This is a genomic window from Sagittula sp. P11 (genome assembly GCF_002814095.1).
Taxonomy (GTDB): domain Bacteria; phylum Pseudomonadota; class Alphaproteobacteria; order Rhodobacterales; family Rhodobacteraceae; genus Sagittula.
In genome coordinates, this window is record NZ_CP021913.1 from 2590052 (window position 1) to 2607709 (window position 17658).

A 17658-nucleotide genomic window follows, 5' to 3' on the forward strand; every position below is an offset into this window, starting at 1 on the left:
TACAAAAACAATCCGAACCCAAGGTCCGCTCGAAGAGTCTTTATCCTTTTCTGCGCAAAAAACAGGTCGGAAAATGCAGGTGGGGAGTTCCTGGATCGCTGGCCGTTTGGCGATCCAACTCCGCCGGGAAGCAGGGCTTCTCGGCACGAATGGGTGCTGAGCAAGGCCGTGCCGACAAAAACGGATCATCACCTGCGTTTGGGTAGGTCCTTTGTCACCTTAGTCTGCCGAAAGCGAAGCGAGCGCTCTCGGCACACTCACCATCGATGAGCGACCGGCAGCGCGGGCCTCCATCCTCACTGGCCGCATCGCGCGCACCGATGCCTGTTGGATACGGGAGGTCAAACCACCGGTGCACCAAGCGCGCCTGGATCGGGCACGATGAGGACGGACACACTAGGTCGTGGGCGTCACAATGCTCAATAGGAGGCTCAGCAAGCTGCGGTCGCCGACGAAGCCTCGGGAGTTTCGAGCCAGGCCGCGGTCAATGCCATAAGGGCCGCTCTTCGCGGGACGGGCATCATCGCGCCATGGAGACCCAGTGCCTGACCCGCGCGCGTCATTCGCTTGATGGTGGCGGAGGAGGTGCGCTTCCAACTGGACCGTCTCCTGTGACCCTTGAGGAAACTCCGGCAGGCCGACGTGTCTTACGATGTTCTGACGGAAATTGCGTGATCCGACATGGCCTTGGCCTGAAGCTCGCTGCTGCGCCGACTGTGCGAAGAACCCTGAGCGCAACGCGCAGAACCCCGCAACACACTGACTTGAATACGTTTTCTTTCTACGCATTCGTTGTCGTGCGACCACGGTGGTCGTTCGAAAGGAAACGAAAATGCGAGAAATATGCCTCAGTCAAATCGATCTGGCTGCCCGATGGAGAATTAGCCCGAGGACACTTGAGCGGTGGCGGTGGACTGGCGAAGGACCGAGCTTCATGAAGCTCGGCGGGCGCGTGATCTACCGCCTCGAAGATGTGCTGGCGTTCGAAAATCAAGAGCGGCGCGACTTGGAGGAAATAAAAGCCGGGCGCTGAACTGGCCCGGGCATCGTCAGAAAAACCCTGCGCGAAGCATCGTGTTGGACGCGCAGGGAATTATCATTTCGGCCGTTAAGGTCGCACGAAAGGAAACGAAAATGCTTGACTTACGTCTGACCCAAATTGAGCTGGCAGCACGATGGAGGATCAGCCACAGGACCCTCGAATACTGGCGCTCCCTTGGTGACGGGCCTCGCTGACCTGCCACTGAACTTTCATCCAGCCACGACCGGAGCCCGGTTAGTGTTTACGCCGGTTGGCGCAGGTTGAGCAATCGCCCGGCGCGCGGAGCTTTCATCTCGCGCAGCGGGGCGGGCGATTGCGGTGGTCAGGGTCCGCGCGTAGGCAGCCGGGGTCTGGTAATCCAAGGCCGAATGGGGGCGCTCGGTGTTGTAGTCCGTAGCCCAGGCTGCGATCACGATCCGCGCATGGGCCAGATTGCGGAACATGGTCTCGTTGAGCAGCTCGTCGCGCATCCGGCCGTTGAAGCTTTCGACGAAACCGTTCTGCATCGGCTTGCCCGGCGCGATGTAGTGCCATTCGACCCGGTGCTCGGAACACCACCGCAGGATCGCGTTACTGGTCAGCTCCGTCCCATTATCGCTGACAATCATGCCGGGCTTGCCGCGGCGCTCGATCAGGGCCGTCAGTTCACGCGCGACACGGCGCCCTGAGATCGAGGTGTCCGGGATCGCCGCCAGGCATTCCCGGGTGACGTCGTCGACCACGTTGAGCACGCGGAAGCGCTGGCCGTTGGCGAACTGGTCATGGACGAAATCCAATGACCAACGGGCGTTCGGTCGCGCCTCGACCAGGATCGGTGCCCGCGTTCCGACCGCCTTGCGCCGCGCCTTCCGCTTGCGCACCGTCAGCCCTTCTTCGCGGTAGAGCCGATAGATCCGATTGATCCCCGAGGGCTCGCCCTCGCGGCGCAGCAGCACGAACAGGCGCCGGTAGCCGAACCGCCGACGCTCGTTGGCCAGGTCCCGCAACCGGCCGCGCAGAACCGTGTCCGGCGCGCGCTGAGATCGATAGCGGATCATCGTGCGATCCGCGCCGACGATGTGGCAGGCCCGCCGTTCCGACAGGCCATGCTCAGCCTGAAGATAGGCGACGACTTCGCGCTTCACCGCGGGCCCTACCACTTTTTTGAAACCAGATCCTTCATCGCCGCCAGATCCAGCATCTGTTCGGCCAGAAGCTTCTTCAACTTGGCGTTCTCATCCTCAAGCGCCTTCAGCCGCTTGGCCTCTGATACCGTCATGCCACCGAACTTGGCCTTCCAGTTGTAGAAGGTGCCTTCCGACATGCCGTGCTTGCGGCATAGATCGGCGCACTTCGCGCCGGCCTCATGCTCGGCCAGGATGCCGATGATCTGCTCGTCCGTGAATCTCGTTCGCTTCATTGTCCGTCCTCAGGTTGGGCCGGACTCTAATCGACGGTGGAGGAAAAATCCCGTGGCAGGTCAGTCAGGCCCTCCGGATCAGGGTGGAGAAGAAGGCGGCCAACCGGGCGAGCCAGCCGTTCGGCGCGGTGGTTGAAGGAGCGAGGACCGGAGGCGTCGGCGACGGCCCGCGAGCCAAGGCCAGAGCCTCATCCTCGGTCAGGCGACGGATCGGTCGCGAGAAGTCCACCCGGCCCGTGCGGTCCACGGACCAGACAGGGATCGTGCCGCCGGGATAGCGGGCGTGGCGGAACAGGTCGCGCTCGGCTTCCCGGCGCGGAATGATCGAGGCCGGTCGCCGCCAGTTCAGAAACGCGTCGGCGGCTGCATCGCGATTTCCGGCATTGAGGCGCCGGGTCAGCGCAGCCTTCGCGATGCCGCCGGTGTTGTAGTGGAAGCTGACCAGCGCATCGAACTCGTGCGGCGCCAGAGGTACCTTCACGGCGCGCAGGACGGCGGCCTCGTAGCGCGCGAGGTCGGCCCGAAAGACCCTGAACGCCTCCCGGACCCCGGCGTCCAGATCGGCAGGCATGCCGCGCGGCATGGTGGCGGGATCGGGCGGCCCGGCCGCGGCCGTGTGGCCGATGCCGAAGGTCCAGACCTGTTTCACATCGAGATAGGGTCCGGGCACGAGTCCTTCGTGCCGGACGAGGGCCAGCAGGCCCCGGTCAGTCATGTGCATGGGATTACCGGAGAAGCGAGAGAACCAGGATCAGCGCCGCGACGGCGAGACCGATGCGCAGGCGATGGGCGAAGGCCTGCCGAGGGTCGGCAGGGTCGCAGCGGAGGGAGCGCGCAAAGCGGAGAAGGTCATTCATCGCCGCCGCCTTCGTTGGCGCGGCGCAGGCGGGCGAGCAGCATCTCGATGAAGGCCGGACCGAAGACGCCGACGAGATAGGCGGCCGAGCCCGCCGCCCCGCCCGCTGGGATAGCTTCGGGCGGCAGGCTGAGCCAGGCGGTGATCACGGCCATGGAGAGGCTGCCCATCCCGGCCGCGATCAGCCCGCCTAAGAGGATGTGCCGGAGTGCGTCGCGGAGGCGCATCTTGGTGGTCAGCGCGTTCGTCGCGCCGCCGAGCGCGCCCCATGCGGCGAGGATCACGGCCGTCGAGGCCGCGAGCTCGCGCAGCACGGCCGCAACGAAGCTGCCGGTGTCGTTCATCGCCAGATCTCCAGCAGCGGAATGGAGGTGATCGAGCCGAGTCGCTCGAGGTCGAGCGTCACGTCGAGCACATCGGTGTCGAAGCGGACCGGCACGTCGAACTCGAAGCCCGCGGTGATCGCGACGCCAACGCCCGGCGCGCCGCTGAAGGTGACGACGCCAGTGGCGGTGTCGACGGACCAGCCGGAGGGCTGCTCGACCCCGGCGAGCGCGATGCGCACGGTTCCGGTCACCGGCTTGGCGATCGCCCGCGTCCAGGATTGCGCACCGGAGGCGTAGCGCTTCACCAGCTGGAAAGCGGTCGTCGCGCCGTCGCCGGTGCCGATGACCTGATCGGGGGGCGACGGCGTGCCCGAAGGCAGGCAGGACTTGTGGTCGGCCCAGTCCTTGAAGCGGAAGCCATGGAGACGACCGTTGCGCGCCTCGAAGAAGGCGACCACCGCCGCCAGATCGTCAGCGCGGCGGATGCCGTAGGCGACGTCGTAGCGGCGGCGCGAGTTGGCCCAGCTCGCATTGCGCTCCTCGTCGCCCGAGGCGAGCTCGACGATCTGGGTGCGCCGTTCCGGCCCGCCCCGCGCGCCGCGGCTGATGTTGTCGGGAAACCGGACCTCGTGAAACGCCATCAAGTTTCTCCCTCGTTCGTGCTCTGGCCCCCGCAACCGGTTCCCACTTGCGGGGTCGCACTCACATGCCCCTCCGCCCGAGCGAGACCGCACGGGCGATGTCGGCCGCGACCTGCGTCCGCGATTGACGGAAGCTCTCGGCATCGCGCGCCATGATCGTGACGTTGACCCCGCCGCCCGCGCCGTAGCTCTGGGCCTCCCGCCGCGACAGCACCCGCTCGCCGCGCTGCAGGATCGCAGGCACCTCGTCGTGGCGAAGTCCTGCCATGCCACCGCCATGCATTCGGGGGGCAGCGACGAAGGCCATGGCCGGGACCATGCGCGAGGGCCCGGCCGATCCGACCATCCCACCTGCGTGCAGGACGTTGGCAAAGATACCGCCCGCCCCGGAGAACACGCCGGAGAGCGCGTTGGCGATCGGCCCGAGGATGAACCGCCGCGCCGCCAGCTGGGCGAGATCGGCCAGGAGCGACGTGACCAGGTCGCGGAAGTTCAGCTTGCCGGTCCGCACGAACTGGCCGACCGCGTTCTCGGCCGACTGGAAGGCGCCGACGAGGCTCTGGCCGATTTCGCCACCGATCTCGCGCGCCTTGCTGGCGTAGTGCGAAAGCGCGGCGGTGACGGCCTGCCAGCCAGTGACGGCTGTCTCGACATTGGGTTCCGCTGCCGCGGCAGCAGCTCCGGCCGCCGCACCGGCACCAGTCGCAGCCCGTCCCGCATCGCCGAGCGCCGTCTCCAGCCGCTCGGCCGCGCCGGTAGCCTCGGTCAGCGCATCGTCTCCGTCCTCATCGGTGCCGCGCACCGCATCGCGCAGGGCCTGCCAGCTTTCGAGCGGGGCGCGGGCCCCTTCGGCCAGATCGCGCGCGGCGCCCCTATAGAAGTTGGCGGACTCGAGCGCCCGGTTCGCCGCGTCGGTCAGACCGAGATCGGGTGCGGTGAGCGGGTTGTCGTCGAAAGCCCGGTCGAACGCCGCCTGCGCCGCTGTCGTGGCAGCGCTGGCCGCACCCTCGAAACGGTTCTCGATCTCGCCGAGGTCGAGGTCCGGCACCAGCGAGATGCGCCGTTCGGAGCCGAGCGCTTCGAGCCCCTGGTTGATGCCGCCGATGAAGCCATTGATGCGCGAGACCACGCCGTTCAGCATAGCCTCGACGCCGTCGACCAGGCTGTTGGCCGCCTGGAACGCCAGATCACCGATGGCGGCAGGCAGCAGGCCCCAGATCGCCTTGATCGCCTCGTAGGCGCCCTCGAACGTGTTCGCGGCGGTGTTGCCGAATCCGACGACACTCTCGATGGCGCTCTGCATGCCCGACGCGGCGTCGGCCTTCAGGTCGAAGAACATCGCCGTGGCGGCCGCGCCCGCCGCAGCGGCGCCCATCCTGATCCGCTCCCAGACCTCGACCGCGAGGTCCTTCAGGAGCGACATCGCCTCGCTGAAGCCACCCGCACCCGAGACGAGACGGGTAAACTGGTAGACGAGCTCGCCCGCGCCGACGATCAGCGCGCCGATGCCCGTGCGGATCAGCGCCCCGCGCAGGACGACCAGCGCCGTGGCGAGACCACGGACGGAGAGCGCCGCAGCGGCCATGCCGGCGACCCAACGACCGGCGAGGAAGGCCGCGAAGGTGGCGGCATAGGTGGTCAGGCGGCCGATGTTGTCGAAGAGACCGCGAATGGCGATGCCGAGCGGACCGGTCCGACTGGCCACCGCCGCCATGGCGTTGGCGACCGCTTCCAGCGCAGGCGCCGCTGCGACGGCCAGCTGGTTCGACAGCCCGCGCCAGATCAGCCCGAGCCGGGAGATCGCATCGTTCGTCCGCTCGATCTGGTCGGCATCCTGCTCCGAGACGACGACCCCGAAGGCAAGCACGTCCTCCGTCGCCTGGCGCAGCGTCGCCGTGTCGATCCGGCTCATCGCGATGGAGCCCTCCTCGCCGAAGAGCTGCCCCGCCACGGCGGCGCGTTCTGCGGCGGGCACGAAGCTCTCGATGGCGGCGTTGATCGCACCCACACGCTGGTCCAGCGGCAGCGCGATCAGGTCTGTCGCAGAAAGCCCGAGGCGATCCAGCGCATCGGCGGCAGGGCCAGTCCCGGCGGCGGCCTGGCTGAGACGGCGCGTCAGGTCCTTGGTCGCCTGCTCGATGCCGGACATCGACACGCCCGCCAGTTCGCCCGCGCGCTCGAGCGTCTGGATCGAGGCGACGGTAGTCCCGAGGGACTGCGCCAGCTTCGCCTGCGCGTCGACGGTCTGCAGACCGGACCGGATCATCGCGACGCCAGCAGCAGCAGCGGCTGCCACGGCGGCGGCGGCAGCCACAGCGACGCGGCGAGAAAACGCTGCCAGCCGAGTGTTCGCCGCTTCCATCTCGCGGCTCAGCCGTCCGAAGCCGCGCGACCCGGCCTCGCCGACACCTTCCAGCTCGGCGCGCACCTGCCGTCCGCCCACGGCCGCGAGGCGGACGCTAACCCGTTTTTCCGCCATGGGAGTGATCCATCTGTACGTTGAGTTTGGCGACCATCACCGCCTCGATGACGGGCAGCACTTCGGCCGTGACGAGCGGCGGCACGCCGAGCGCGTCACCGAGCGCCAGCGCCGCCGAGATGTCCCAGCCGATCACCGCGCCAGGCAGCACGCGCAGCTGGCCACCGAGGCGGCCGACGAGATCCCAGACCTGCCAGCCTTCATGCGTCAGGGGCCGGTTCAGCCGCGCCGGGCAGTCCGGGCAGGCCTGCGCGCAGGCTTCGCAATAGCGCTCGCCCCCGCCGAAGGACCATTCGGCGAGAGCGCGGAGGCGTTTTTTTCCTGTTCCAGCAGCAGGCCCTTGGAGACGTAGGTCAGCTGGAACGCCTCGAAGATCGGCCAGATGTCGAGCAGCGCGTCGACGGACTCGTGGCTCGGATCGAGCGCGTTGCCGTCGGCATCGCCGATGCCCTCCCACGCGAGCACCGCCCGCCGCGCCAGCGCCTTGGCGAAGGCAACGGCGCGTTCCTCGTCGGAAGCCTTCTCAGGCACCGCCTCGACGGCCGGATCGCTGCGTGTCGCCACCATCAGCGCGGTGGTCAGCGGTCGCAGCTGCACCCGCACGCCGGGGGCGAGGTCGTGCCAGCGGGGCGCGTTGGTCAGGTCGAGCGTCAGCATCCTCAATACACCTCTATGTCATTGATCAGGGTGGCGGTGCACATCCGGCCGACCACGCTGTCACGCGCCGCCTGCCAGTCGAACGTCGCCTGCACGCCCTGCGGCCCGGAGATCTCGATGCGAGGGCGCGGCAGGTAGACGGCGTGCACGGTGAAGGTGAAGCTCTCGCCGGAGGGCAGGACGTAGGCGAATTCCATCTCGCAGGCCTCGCCGTTGATCGCCTGCGTCACCAGCGTCTGATCGGCGAAGCGGACCTCGATCCGGCCCGTCAGCGTGGCGATGGACGGGTCGGCGCCGTCGATGCGGCCGTCCGAGCGGATGGTCTCGATCCGGTCGAGGTTGTTGGCATAGGTGATCTCGGCCGAGACGACGTTGCCGAGCGCCGTGCCATTGCGCGTGATCGCCCCGTTGAAATGGCCGAAGCGCTTGAGCTCGAGCGCAGCGGGCGTTCCAGCGCTGGTCGTCGTGCCCACCGTCTCGCCCTGCGCCACCAGCCGCGCAGTCGCGGTCAGCAGCCCCGATCGCTGCATCTGCCAGGTGATCTGGTCGAGCACGCAGCCGGAATACATCGCGTAACGTGGCACCTCGGGCATGCCGGTCTCGATCGACATGCTGGGCAGCGTCCAGGACCCCGACTGGAACTCGTGGCTGTACGGGGCCTCGACGCCCGTGGTCGTGGGCGCGCCGAAGGCCGCCTTCAGCCAGAAGCCGAATGCCTCGGCGTCGAGCGGCACCACTATGTCGCCGTCTGCCGTCACCGCGTCCTTGATCGGCGCCAGCGGATCGCGACCATAGCCCAGAAGCTCCGAGTTCAGCAGCGGCTGTTCCGCCCCCAGCGAGGTGCTGGCGAAGGGCATGCGGGTGAAGCCGCTCGCGGGCGGCGTTCCATAGGTCGTCTCGAATGCAAGCGCCATCAGCGCCCGCGCCCCCTGGGCTCGTGCCATGGTGTTCTCCTCGGGTTGTCGGGGTCAGGCCAGCGGGTCGGCCGTGGAATAGTGCAGGACGACCGGGATCACGGCGGCCTTCAGGCTGGCCGCGCCCTCGACCGGTAGATCGACCGGCCGCGGTGCTTCCGCCTCGACCCAGTCGCAGAGCCCGCCCAGCGTTCGATCCGCGGCGAGTACCGTACCGATGCTGGCGGTCAGCGTGTCGAAGGCGGCATCACGCGCTGCGCCCTGGACGACGGCCTCGATCTCGGCGCGGTGCTGGTAGTGGTAGCGCAGGGGCGACAGCGTCACCTCCGGCTCCCCCGGCTCACCGTCGCGCAGGATCAGCAGTCCCTCGGCCGGGACGCGCTCGGGCAGCACCTCGCCGCGGAGCGCGGTGGCAACAAGCATCGAGAGCCGCCCGTGCAGCGCGGCGAGGATGGTTTCGCGAGAAGTGGACATACTGCGCGCTCTTCCAAGGTTGTCGAAGCCGTGCCCAGCGGTCTTCTGGTTCCAGTTCGTCGATCACGTAGACGGATACTTGAAATCGAGTCTTACAACATGTAAGTTACATGGAGCCGAACAAAAATGTGAGCTACAAGATGGACTTCCCACGCCTCTCCGAGAAAGAATATCTCATTTTGGACCAACTGCGCGCTGGGGGTGAGCGCTATGGTCTTGAGATGGTCACCGAGAGTGGGGGCGCACTCAGACGCGGAACCATCTATGTGACTTTGGGGCGCATGGTCGAAAAAGGCTATCTAAGTTCAAGGCGAGAAAGTTCGCCTAAGGACCCCGGGATGCCTCGGCGGCTGTACATGATAACCGGTGAAGGACAGCGTGCGCTGCGCGTTGCAGATGCGGCAATGTTGGCGGCGAAGTCAGGCCAATTCGGAGGGCCGGGCTATGCGTAAAAGAATGAAACTGCATCTGTCCCCAAAACAACTCTCTAGGCTCAAAGGAATCTCTGAGCTTACAAAAGCTGATCTGCGTGGCGCAGATCTTAGTGACGTCGACTTGCAGGGGATTGAAATTGACTCCTCTCATTTCAATTTTGACCACGGTTTGACCGAAAACACCGCTCGGGAAGAGATTGAAGGTAGTAGTTACCCAACCGATCAGATGAGGCAAATCGTGTCCCGCATCGATCGTATGCTGCGGCTCGTGAAGGGCGTGGACGGCTTGATGTCGATTGTTGCCATTCTGGAAGGCAAATCAGAGAAACGTCGAGCGCGAGTGCATATGCCGCCGGGCACATTTGCTCGTAGTCTGCTCTCCTTCGTGTTTTCTAAGAAGGCCTTTGAGACCGTCTTTGCGCAGGCAATCGTCGACATGCGCGACGAACACACGGAAGCCCTTGCACGAAGCCAGACATGGAAGGCCAAATGGATCGTCATCAGAGATCACATGAACTTGAGCCTCACCGTTGCGTTCTACGTAGCAACGAGCTTGGGCAAGAAGGTGATCGGAATCTGGAAGATGATACCTTGAACTAGGGCTCCGTCGGCAAGACCGACGTCAACGTAAGAGCAGGCTTCTGGGCAGGATACAGCTACCAGAGCTACCGGACCAGCACCCAGTTCGCGACGATCAACCCCGGCACCCTGTCGTGCGCCCGCTCGGCGTCACGGACCAGATCGAGCCGCTTCGGCAGCTTGACCTGCGGGACCAGCAAGAAGATCGGCGCGGTGACCTGGTTGCGGCCAGTCTTAGAGCGCGACGCCACCGCCTGACCGCGGATGTTGATCCGGGCCCCGTCGGCAACGAGCAGGCTTGGGCCGCGCCGGCGATAGACGAACCGCAGACGCAGCCCGCGGCGGCGTTCCCATTCGCCGGGGGTGAGCTTGGCGCCTCGCAGGCCTCGCCCGGCGGCCTCGGTCGGGATCGCGAGCCAGAAGCCGTCCTTCGAGCGGATCAGCGGGCCGGTGTCGTGTGCGCCGACGATGACCGGGGCCTTCGACCAGACCAGTGCGGCGGCGTTCAGGCTCTCGCCGGCCTTCGGGTAGGCCTGGCTGCGGATCGAGTTCGCCAGCCGCCGGCCCAGCCCCGCGCCGGTGATCTGCCCGCGCCATGCTGTCTTCAGCCCGGTCCCGGCCTCGCGCATGGCAGCGGTGACCGCCTTCTCGCCGGCCTTCACCTCGGCGGCCATGGCGGCGACCAGGTCGGGCGTGATGTCGAGCTTCACCTTCACGCGGGCCTCAGATCCACAGTCCAGACGAGCCGCTCGCGGTCGCGAACAGGCTCGCCCTTGATCAGGAAGGCCTCGCCGTCGATCTCGATGCGGTCGCCGGGGCGCGGGCTCCCCACCTCGGCGAGGCGCAGATCCAGCCGAGTGGTTTCCGACCAGATGCGTGCCTCGCTGAAGCCGGTCACGTCGTCCGGCCGGCGCAGGATCGCCCGGACCAGCGACGGCGCGCCGCCCTCAGCCGTGTAGACGACATCGCGCGCGAGATGTGCATCCGCGAAGAGTGCGTCGAGGGCGGCGGCGAAGGCGGTCATCAGAAGGCCGCGTTCAACCGCACCCGGCCGATGGTGTCGCCGGCCCCGCCCGCCACGGCCTCGACGGCGACGCCGATGAGGGTGTTGTCGGTCGCGACCGTGGTGCAGCGCTTGTTGGTGTCGTCCCAATAGATCTTGGCGCCGACGGTCCAGGCCTGCGAGCCGATCTTGGTGAGATCGAAGACGCCGGTGAGCGCCGCCTCGACCGTCGCGCCGCTGGCGGCATCGCCGGCGGCCACGCCGAAGATGGCACCGACGAGCAGGCCGTCGCCGGAGGTCACGGCGTAGGGCGCGGTCAGGGTGAGGGTGGAGCCGGGTTGGACGTAGTTCTTCATTGCGGGATCCTTTCGCGGAACGACGACGGGCGGCGAAAGGACCGCCCGCGCATCAGGCATCAGGGTTCAGGAGATTGCCTGGCTTACGCGCCGGGGTTCTTGTAGAGGCCGCGCCAGTCGATGGCCTTGGCGCCGAAGTCGAGGCGGCACTTGATCTCGACGCCATCCACGTCGAAGCCGTTGCGCGTCTCAATGTAGGCGCCCTGCTGGCCCTCGAGATAGGCGTACTCGATGGTGTCGATCTGGTTCGGCGATGCCGCCAAATACCAGGCCGTCTCGCTGGCCGCGTCGAGCCGGGGCTCGGCGATGGGCGACAGGGTCCGGATCGACTGCGGCACCACGCTGGACGTCGCGGCGGGCACGAGGTTCTGGGCGACCAGCTGCTCGGCCTTCAGTTCCAGCGAGGCCGGCACGATCAGGAAGGCGGGGCGGACGTTCAGAACTGTCTTCTTGTCGAGGCCGGTCTGCTTGGCCATGGCCGCGCGGGCCGCGCCGACGCTGCCGACGTCGAGCGCCGCGCCGGTGCCCGCAAGGTTCTTGTGCGTGGTGTGGAACAGCGCGTTGCCGTCGGCCATCGCCGGGTTCGAAGTGATGATCCCCCAGACCACATCCGACTCCAGCTGGGCGATGGAGTTGCCGTACATCGCCGGGATCCGGGTGAAGGCGTCGAGATCGTCGTTGATCAGGGTCTGGCGGGTGATGGCGACCACCCGGCCATAGGTCTTGACCTTGTAGCTCTCCTTGCTCTCGCCGAGCGTGCCGCGCTTGAACTCACCGCTCTCGCCGACCTCGAGCAGCTGCGGCGCTTCGCCCAGCTGCACCCGGTGCATCGCCTTGAAGTCGGTGGCGAGCACCTGGCGGCAGAACAGCATGAAGGTGCGGGGATAGGCCTCGTAGGCCTGCCGCAGGGTCTTGTTGGTGACCGCCGAGAGGATCTCGGGGAAGTCCGAGGTCGAATGCAGGGCCCGTGTCGCCACTTCGTCGCGCGACAGGCCCCGCGTGTTGACGCCCGCATTGCCGAGGCTTTCGCGGGCCAGTTCCAGCAGGGTCATGCCGCGGTACTGGCGCGCGGCGTCCTCCAGCTGGAACAGCGTCGGGCTGTAGCGGTGCAGCAGCGCGTTCGCCACCGCGTCGCGGCGGGTGATGCGCTCGTCCCGGCCGCCGAGAGGGACGGAGACATGCGGGAAGGTCCGGGTCTCGTCCGACTTCGCGGCGACCTGATCGAGGATCAGGCGGCGGGACTCGTCGACGCTGACGCCGCGTTTCACCAGATCCTCGGCGAAGCCGCGCTCCAGGTTCAGCCGCCCAGACAGATCGTAGATGGTCGAGACGCGGTCGCGCTCGGCCTCACGGGCGCGGGTGGCGACCGCTTCGGTGTCGGGCGCGGGCGTTGCCTGCGTCTTCGGCTGGCTGCGGGTCTCGCTGGCGGCGACCTTCGGGTCAGGCGCAGCCGCTTTCGGCTCGGTCATGGGGGTGTCCTTGGTTTCGACCGGCTCGGTCGGCTGGGGGTTGGCGGGGGTCGCGGCGTCGCTCGCCGGGGCCTGGGTCTTGTCCGTCATCGGGGATGCTCCTTGCGGTGTGGGGGCGTCCCGGCGGTGAAGGACGCAGTCGTGAAGGGGATGCTGGGCCCGGAAACCGGCGGCGGGGTCGGCGCCGACGGCGACCGCGGAGACCTCGAACGGCGTCCAGTCCACCGCGCGCCAAAGCTCTCGGGCGGCCTCGGGTTTCGAGACCTCGAAGCGGTGGACCTGGTAGCCGATGGAGACTGCACGGATGTGCCCAGCCTGGATGTCGCGCCAGATCGGCTCGACATCGGCGCGTTCGCTGATCCGGACCAGCGCAATGCCGCGGCCGTTCTCGATCCGGGCCGAGCCCGGCACGACCGAACCGATCACCGCGTCGAGCGTGTCGAGCTCGTGCACCTTCAGGAACGGCGCGCCCGCGTTCAGCCGATCGAGCCGGACATGGGCGGGATCGAGGCTCAGTTCCTCGTCATACGGCTCACCGAAGAAGGTTGCGCGGCGGACGCGAGCTCCGGCCGACCAGACCACCTCGACGGTGCGGCTGTCGGCATCGGCCGTGTTCGGCGCAAGCTCCGCCGACCGGCGCATGGCCGGCAGTTCGATCATCGTGTCCATGAAGGTCAGTCCTGTTGGTCGGCCTGCGCCGGGTCGGTTTTCGCGTCGGCGGAGGGGTCGTCGGTAGCCGGATCGTCGGCCGCCGGATCGCTCGTCTGCGCGCTGCCGGTCTTGGTGACGCGGCGCGGGTCGCTGTCGAGCACCAGCCCCAGCGCGTCGAGCTTGGCGTTGGTCGCGGCGATCTCGGCCAGCACGGCGTCGGGATTGCGGCCCTGTTTCGCGATAACCTCCGCCAGCGTCATCGTGCCCGAACGGATCGACAGCAGGTTCGCCATCGCGTCCTTCTGCGGGTCGACGGCCTCGAACTTCGGCGGCGACCATTCCACCGGCACGGTCGGCGATGGGATCTGCCCCGCTGCCCACGCAGCCTCGGTGAACCAGCGCCAGACCGGCGCGCAGAACATCGGGATGAACAGCTGCCACTGCACCGCGTCGATCTGGCGGCGGAACTCCACGAGCCCGGCCCGGATCGAGGAATAGTTGACCTGGCTGAGGTCCCCGGTCAGCAGCTCGTAGGGCACCCGGAACCCGGCCGAGATCGTGTGCAGGCTGGCCCGCTTGTATTCGCCGTAGCCGCCGGTGGCCGAGGGCTGGTTAAAGCGAATGTCCTTGCCGCCGCGGGCATAGGCGATCAGCCCCGGCTCGAACTGCTCGACCCTGTTGCCGTCGGCATCGACCACGGAAGGCGCGATGCCCTGCTGCGCCTCGTCGTCGCCGAAGACGATGGCGGTGACGCAGGCCTCGGTCTTCTTGCGGACCAGTTCGGCCACCTCGTAGTCGTCGAGATCGCGCAAGGACCTGATCACCGGCGCGCCCCAGGGAACGCCGCGCGCCTGCGTGCGCTGCTTCTCGTAGACATGGGCGATCTCGGTCGCCGGGACCGGGCGACTCTGCAGACCGTTCTGCAAGGCGCCATAGGCGTCGCCCGGATGCTCGGCATGCAGCCAGTAGGCCTGGCGCTTGCCGACCGGGTCGAACTCGATCCCCTGCACCAGCCGTCCCGCACCGAGGGCGCCGGACTTGGTGGCGTCGAGGAAGTCGGCCTCCAGCACCTGCAGTTGCAGCGGCACCGGCAGACCGTCGCTTGCCCGCCGCAGGCGGCGGCGCACCAGCACCTCGCCCGCCTCGACCATCTCGCGGCAGATCAGCGTCTGCAGGCCGTAGAAGTCGAGCTGGCCGTCGGCATCGCACTCCGCCGTCCAGCGCTCGAAGAGCGCGTCGACCTTGCGGTCCAGCTTGTCGTCGCCACTTGCGGCGCGCGGCATGATGCCTGCGCCGATGATGTTGTTCACCAGCACCGCAACGGCCTTGGCCGCATGCGGGTTGTTGCGCACCAGATCCCGCATCCGGTCGCGCAAGAGCGCCCCGGCCACGCGGATCTCGGTGTCGGCCGAGGATCCCGGTGCGCGCCAGCCGTCCGTCCGTCGGCCTTTCGCAGCACCGTCATAGCCCCGTGTCAGGGTCTCGAAGGCCTGACGGGCCAGGACACGGCGGGCTGCAGCACGTGGGGCGACGGAGGCAATAGCCCTATCGAACCAGTTTGCTGACATCACCGGTCCCCGCGCGAAAAGCCCGCAAGCCCGGCCACTGGCAGCGGCCGTGTGGTGCCCGAGATGGCGCGTTCGATGGTGCGGATGCGGGCGAGCAGATCCTCGGCCGAGCCGTAGTCGACGGACTTGCCGTCATAGCTCACCCGCGTCGTGCCGCTGGCATAGGCCCGGCGCAGCGCCGAGAGCTCGGTTTCCGTCCAGTCCGTCATCAAAACCATCCTCCACGCCTTCCGAGCCAGTCGGAGCGGCGCTTGCCCTGCGGGGCCTGTCCCGGCCGGTTGATCTGCCCGGCGGGATCGGTGTCGGTGGGCGCCGCCCCAAGCTGATCCTCGAGGTCGCGCCATTTCTCCTCGGGCCAGCGGTCCGCGCCCGCGATCCAGGCGGCGGCGCGGGCATAGACTCGGCAGTCCAGCGCCTCGTTGCGCTCGCGCAGCTTCTGCCATTCCAGCCGGGCGAAGCCGCGTTTCGTGCGCACGGTGACCAGCTGCTCGGCAACGAACTGCTTCAGCCATTCGTTCTCGACCCAGTGCGGCAGGTGCACCGAGCCGGGCGGGAACGCCGCCCCGCCGGCCATGTCCTCCTCGGTCGGCCGCGCCAGCCGCAGGAAGCGGTAGGTCTCGGCCTTGAAGGTCGAGACCGCCACGGTCCAGAGCCGGGCACCGCGCCGCAGGCGTTTGCCGCCCTCGGTCGCGTCGACGAAGGTCGGCCCCGACACCGGGCTCGAGCGGTTGAACCCCTCGACGCCTTTCACCGGCGACACCTGCCCAAACCCCTGCGCCCGCGACCAGGAATAGACCGCCGGGGCCTCGTAGCCGGTGTCGATGGCGAGCCGCGCGATCCTGAGATGCGCGCCGCGTTCATGTGGCCAGCTTCTGTCCAGCAGTGCCGTCAGCTCCGACCATGCGTCATGCCGGTCGGGCCCGCCCTCGATCACGACGTGGTCGACGAGCCAGGACTCAAGTCCGCGCCCCCAGGCCCAGACGTCGACCTCGATCCGGTCCTTCTGCACGTCAGCCCCGGCTGTCAGGAACAGCCCGCCTGCAGGCACCCTGCCGGATGCCCAGCGCTCGCGCCGGTCGTAGAGCCGCTGCCAGTCGGGCGCTTCGCCGGTCTCGACCCATGTCTCGCCAAGGATCGTGTTGCGGAACGCCTTGATCGCCTCGTCCGACCCCTGTGCCGCGTCCCAAGCCCGCACGATCCGCTCCCAGCTCAGCCAGCCGATCGGCGAGTAAAGCGCCGAGAGGTGATACCCGACCGTGGTCGGATCGGCGGCCGTGGCGGTCGCCCGCCACTCGCCGCCCTCCAGCATCGCCGTCTTGTGGTGTTCCGCGATGGGCGTCTCGCACCCCTCGCAGTGATATTCCGCCGTCTCCGGGCGGCCCTTCTGCCAGCGCAGCCGATCGAACTTCAGCCACTGCATCGCGCCGCAATGCGGGCACGGCACGAAGAACCGCCGCTGATCGCTCGCCTCGTATTCCCGCTCGATCCGGCTCAGCCCCCGGATGGTGGGCGTCGAGACCAGCAGCACCTTGCGCCGGTGCGCGAAGGTCAGCGACCGCGCTTCGGCCAGCGTCACCGGGTCGCCTTCCTCGTCGGCCGAGGCCGGATAGGCGTCGACCTCGTCGAGGAAGATGTAGCGCGCCGGGGTGGACCGAAGCCCGACCGCCGAGTTCGCGCCCGTCATGATCAGGATGCCGCCCGCGAACTCCTTCGACAGCATCGTGTTGCCCGCATCGCGGGATCGCGCGGGCTTCACCCGCTCCCGCAGCTCGGGGCTTTCGTCGATCAGCGGGTCGATCCGCTGGCGCGAGTTGCGCTTCGCCAGTTCCACCGTCGGCTGGACCGCCAGCATCGGCCCGGGCGCCTGGTGGATTGCAAACCCGATCCAGTTGTTGCCCGCCTCGGTCGCACCGACCTGCGCGGCCTTCATGAACACGATCCGCTGGGTCGGATCGCCGGGCGACAGCCGGTCCATGATCTCGCGCATGTAGGGCGTGCGCACCGTGCGATACCGCCCGGGTTCGGCCGAGGCGCGGCCCGAGAGCATCCGGTGCCGGTCCGCCCATTCCGAGACGGTCAGGTCGGGGTCGGGCCGCAGCCCGTTGCCCCAGGCGCGCAGGATCTCGCCTGCGCCGTCGAAGTCCGTCAGGCCATCATTATCACCGGAAGTCGGGCCGGACCTCGGCGAGTTCGTCGAGGTGGGCGCGTACATGTTTTTCCAGAACCTTCTGCATCGCGGCTGGCTCCACGGCGATCTGCTGGCCCGTCGCGTCGCGGCACGACGCGGAGAGCTCGGCCGCCATCAGCGCCGCCGCGCGCGCGGGCCAGTTCACCCACGTGTCCCGTTCCTCGCGCGCCAGGCGGAACACCAGCGCCAGCGCGCGGGCCCGCTCGATCAACTCCCCCTTCAGCTTCTGCAGACGGATGCGCCGTTCCTGCGCCTTCAGCACCTCGTTCGCGGTCTTCGCCTGAAGAAAGGTCGTGCCGCCGCCGACGGCAGGAACCGCCAGACCCTGTTCGCGCAGCGTGTCGCCGACGGCGGCCACCGCCGCCTCGGGGACGGGCTTCAGCTTCGGCGCGGGCGGCTTCCGCGTCTTCGACGGGTCGGTCGTCTCGGCCCGCCGCGCATCGCTGGCCGCCGCGTTGATGCTGCCGTCCGGATAGAGGACCAGCCGCTCGGCCGTCTTCGCCTTCTGGATCGCGCCCCGCGACAGGCCGACATGCGCGGCGTACTGGCGCTCGCTCATGCCCTGCATCGACGGCTCCGATTATCATTCAAGATCATGTGCTTATCGAGTTGATAAGCGTGG

20 protein-coding genes and 1 pseudogene are annotated in these 17658 nt (G+C 67.8%); 3 read left to right on the forward strand and 18 right to left on the reverse strand.

Going from position 1 to position 17658, the window contains the following annotated elements; translation table 11 throughout:
* Positions 1 to 832: 832 nt before the first annotated feature.
* Positions 833 to 934 (forward strand): annotated as a pseudogene (locus CDO87_RS27225) (DNA-binding protein); the annotation flags it as partial.
* 317 nt (positions 935 to 1251) lie between these two features.
* On the opposite strand, the gene CDO87_RS12460 reads toward CDO87_RS27225, so the two are convergent.
* From CDO87_RS12460 to CDO87_RS12495, 10 genes are all read right to left on the reverse strand, one after another.
* Positions 1252 to 2441, reverse strand: a protein-coding gene (locus CDO87_RS12460; protein ID WP_100927447.1) for an IS3 family transposase whose coding sequence is annotated in 2 segments (ribosomal slippage) — positions 1252 to 2189 and positions 2189 to 2441 — 1191 coding nt in all. Because the reading frame shifts where the segments join, the coding sequence is not laid out codon by codon here.
* A gap of 64 nt (positions 2442 to 2505) precedes the next feature.
* Positions 2506 to 3162, reverse strand: a complete 657-nt coding sequence (locus CDO87_RS12465) for a lysozyme (RefSeq protein WP_100929076.1) — start codon at positions 3160 to 3162, stop codon at positions 2506 to 2508.
* Between the two features lie 4 nt (positions 3163 to 3166).
* Complete coding sequence (locus tag CDO87_RS27440) at positions 3167 to 3298, reverse strand: hypothetical protein (protein WP_256388372.1); 132 nt, start codon at positions 3296 to 3298, stop codon at positions 3167 to 3169.
* Entirely contained in the window at positions 3291 to 3641 is a 351-nt protein-coding gene (locus CDO87_RS12470) for a hypothetical protein (protein ID WP_028031152.1), read from the reverse strand. Before CDO87_RS12470 ends, CDO87_RS27440 begins: the two co-directional genes overlap by 8 nt.
* The gene (locus tag CDO87_RS12475) at positions 3638 to 4264 is read right to left on the reverse strand and encodes a DUF2460 domain-containing protein (RefSeq protein ID WP_100929077.1); all 627 of its coding nucleotides are present in this window, start codon (positions 4262 to 4264) and stop codon (positions 3638 to 3640) included. Before CDO87_RS12475 ends, CDO87_RS12470 begins: the two co-directional genes overlap by 4 nt.
* Before the next feature lie 61 nt (positions 4265 to 4325).
* Entirely contained in the window at positions 4326 to 6743 is a 2418-nt protein-coding gene (locus tag CDO87_RS12480; protein ID WP_100929078.1) for a phage tail tape measure C-terminal domain-containing protein, read from the reverse strand.
* Positions 6724 to 6894: a hypothetical protein gene (locus tag CDO87_RS26750; protein WP_157814982.1), complete on the reverse strand. Its 171-nt coding sequence runs from the start codon at positions 6892 to 6894 to the stop codon at positions 6724 to 6726. Before CDO87_RS26750 ends, CDO87_RS12480 begins: the two co-directional genes overlap by 20 nt.
* Positions 6895 to 6962: 68 nt before the next feature.
* The gene (locus CDO87_RS12485; protein ID WP_100929079.1) at positions 6963 to 7400 is read right to left on the reverse strand and encodes a hypothetical protein; all 438 of its coding nucleotides are present in this window, start codon (positions 7398 to 7400) and stop codon (positions 6963 to 6965) included.
* 2 nt (positions 7401 to 7402) lie between these two features.
* A complete protein-coding gene (locus CDO87_RS12490) occupies positions 7403 to 8344 on the reverse strand; it encodes a phage tail tube protein (RefSeq protein WP_100929080.1) in 942 nt (313 codons plus the stop codon).
* Between the two features lie 24 nt (positions 8345 to 8368).
* On the reverse strand, positions 8369 to 8788 hold the full coding sequence (locus CDO87_RS12495; RefSeq protein WP_100929081.1) for an acyl-CoA transferase: 420 nt from the start codon (positions 8786 to 8788) through the stop codon (positions 8369 to 8371).
* A 128-nt stretch (positions 8789 to 8916) separates the two neighbouring features.
* Between CDO87_RS12495 and CDO87_RS12500 the strand changes: the two genes are divergently transcribed.
* Both CDO87_RS12500 and CDO87_RS12505 read left to right on the forward strand, forming a co-directional pair.
* Positions 8917 to 9240, forward strand: coding sequence for a PadR family transcriptional regulator (locus CDO87_RS12500; RefSeq protein WP_157814983.1), 324 nt, complete (start codon positions 8917 to 8919; stop codon positions 9238 to 9240).
* A 4-nt stretch (positions 9241 to 9244) separates the two neighbouring features.
* Positions 9245 to 9817, forward strand: a complete 573-nt coding sequence (locus CDO87_RS12505; protein ID WP_100929083.1) for a hypothetical protein — start codon at positions 9245 to 9247, stop codon at positions 9815 to 9817.
* 70 nt (positions 9818 to 9887) lie between these two features.
* Here the strand turns inward: CDO87_RS12505 and CDO87_RS12510 are convergent, their stop codons facing one another.
* The 8 genes from CDO87_RS12510 to CDO87_RS12545 all read right to left on the reverse strand — a co-directional run bounded on the left by CDO87_RS12510 (position 9888) and on the right by CDO87_RS12545 (position 17604).
* Positions 9888 to 10517, reverse strand: a complete 630-nt coding sequence (locus tag CDO87_RS12510; RefSeq protein ID WP_100929084.1) for a DUF6441 family protein — start codon at positions 10515 to 10517, stop codon at positions 9888 to 9890.
* Entirely contained in the window at positions 10514 to 10825 is a 312-nt protein-coding gene (locus CDO87_RS12515) for a hypothetical protein (protein ID WP_100929085.1), read from the reverse strand. Before CDO87_RS12515 ends, CDO87_RS12510 begins: the two co-directional genes overlap by 4 nt.
* Positions 10825 to 11160 (reverse strand): DUF2190 family protein, encoded by a 336-nt coding sequence (locus CDO87_RS12520; protein ID WP_100929086.1) that lies wholly within the window; start codon positions 11158 to 11160, stop codon positions 10825 to 10827. The genes CDO87_RS12515 and CDO87_RS12520 overlap by 1 nt, the downstream gene beginning before the upstream one ends.
* A gap of 83 nt (positions 11161 to 11243) precedes the next feature.
* Positions 11244 to 13298 carry a prohead protease/major capsid protein fusion protein gene (locus tag CDO87_RS12525; protein ID WP_100929087.1) on the reverse strand — a complete coding sequence of 685 codons (2055 nt, stop codon included), beginning with the start codon at positions 13296 to 13298 and terminating at the stop codon, positions 11244 to 11246.
* 5 nt (positions 13299 to 13303) lie between these two features.
* Entirely contained in the window at positions 13304 to 14848 is a 1545-nt protein-coding gene (locus CDO87_RS12530; RefSeq protein WP_100929088.1) for a phage portal protein, read from the reverse strand.
* Positions 14848 to 15057 (reverse strand): phage head-tail joining protein, encoded by a 210-nt coding sequence (locus tag CDO87_RS12535; protein ID WP_100929089.1) that lies wholly within the window; start codon positions 15055 to 15057, stop codon positions 14848 to 14850. The genes CDO87_RS12530 and CDO87_RS12535 overlap by 1 nt, the downstream gene beginning before the upstream one ends.
* Positions 15057 to 17060, reverse strand: coding sequence for a phage terminase large subunit family protein (locus tag CDO87_RS12540; protein WP_100929090.1), 2004 nt, complete (start codon positions 17058 to 17060; stop codon positions 15057 to 15059). Before CDO87_RS12540 ends, CDO87_RS12535 begins: the two co-directional genes overlap by 1 nt.
* A complete protein-coding gene (locus CDO87_RS12545; protein WP_100929091.1) occupies positions 17008 to 17604 on the reverse strand; it encodes a hypothetical protein in 597 nt (198 codons plus the stop codon). The genes CDO87_RS12540 and CDO87_RS12545 overlap by 53 nt, the downstream gene beginning before the upstream one ends.
* Positions 17605 to 17658: the final 54 nt, after the last annotated feature.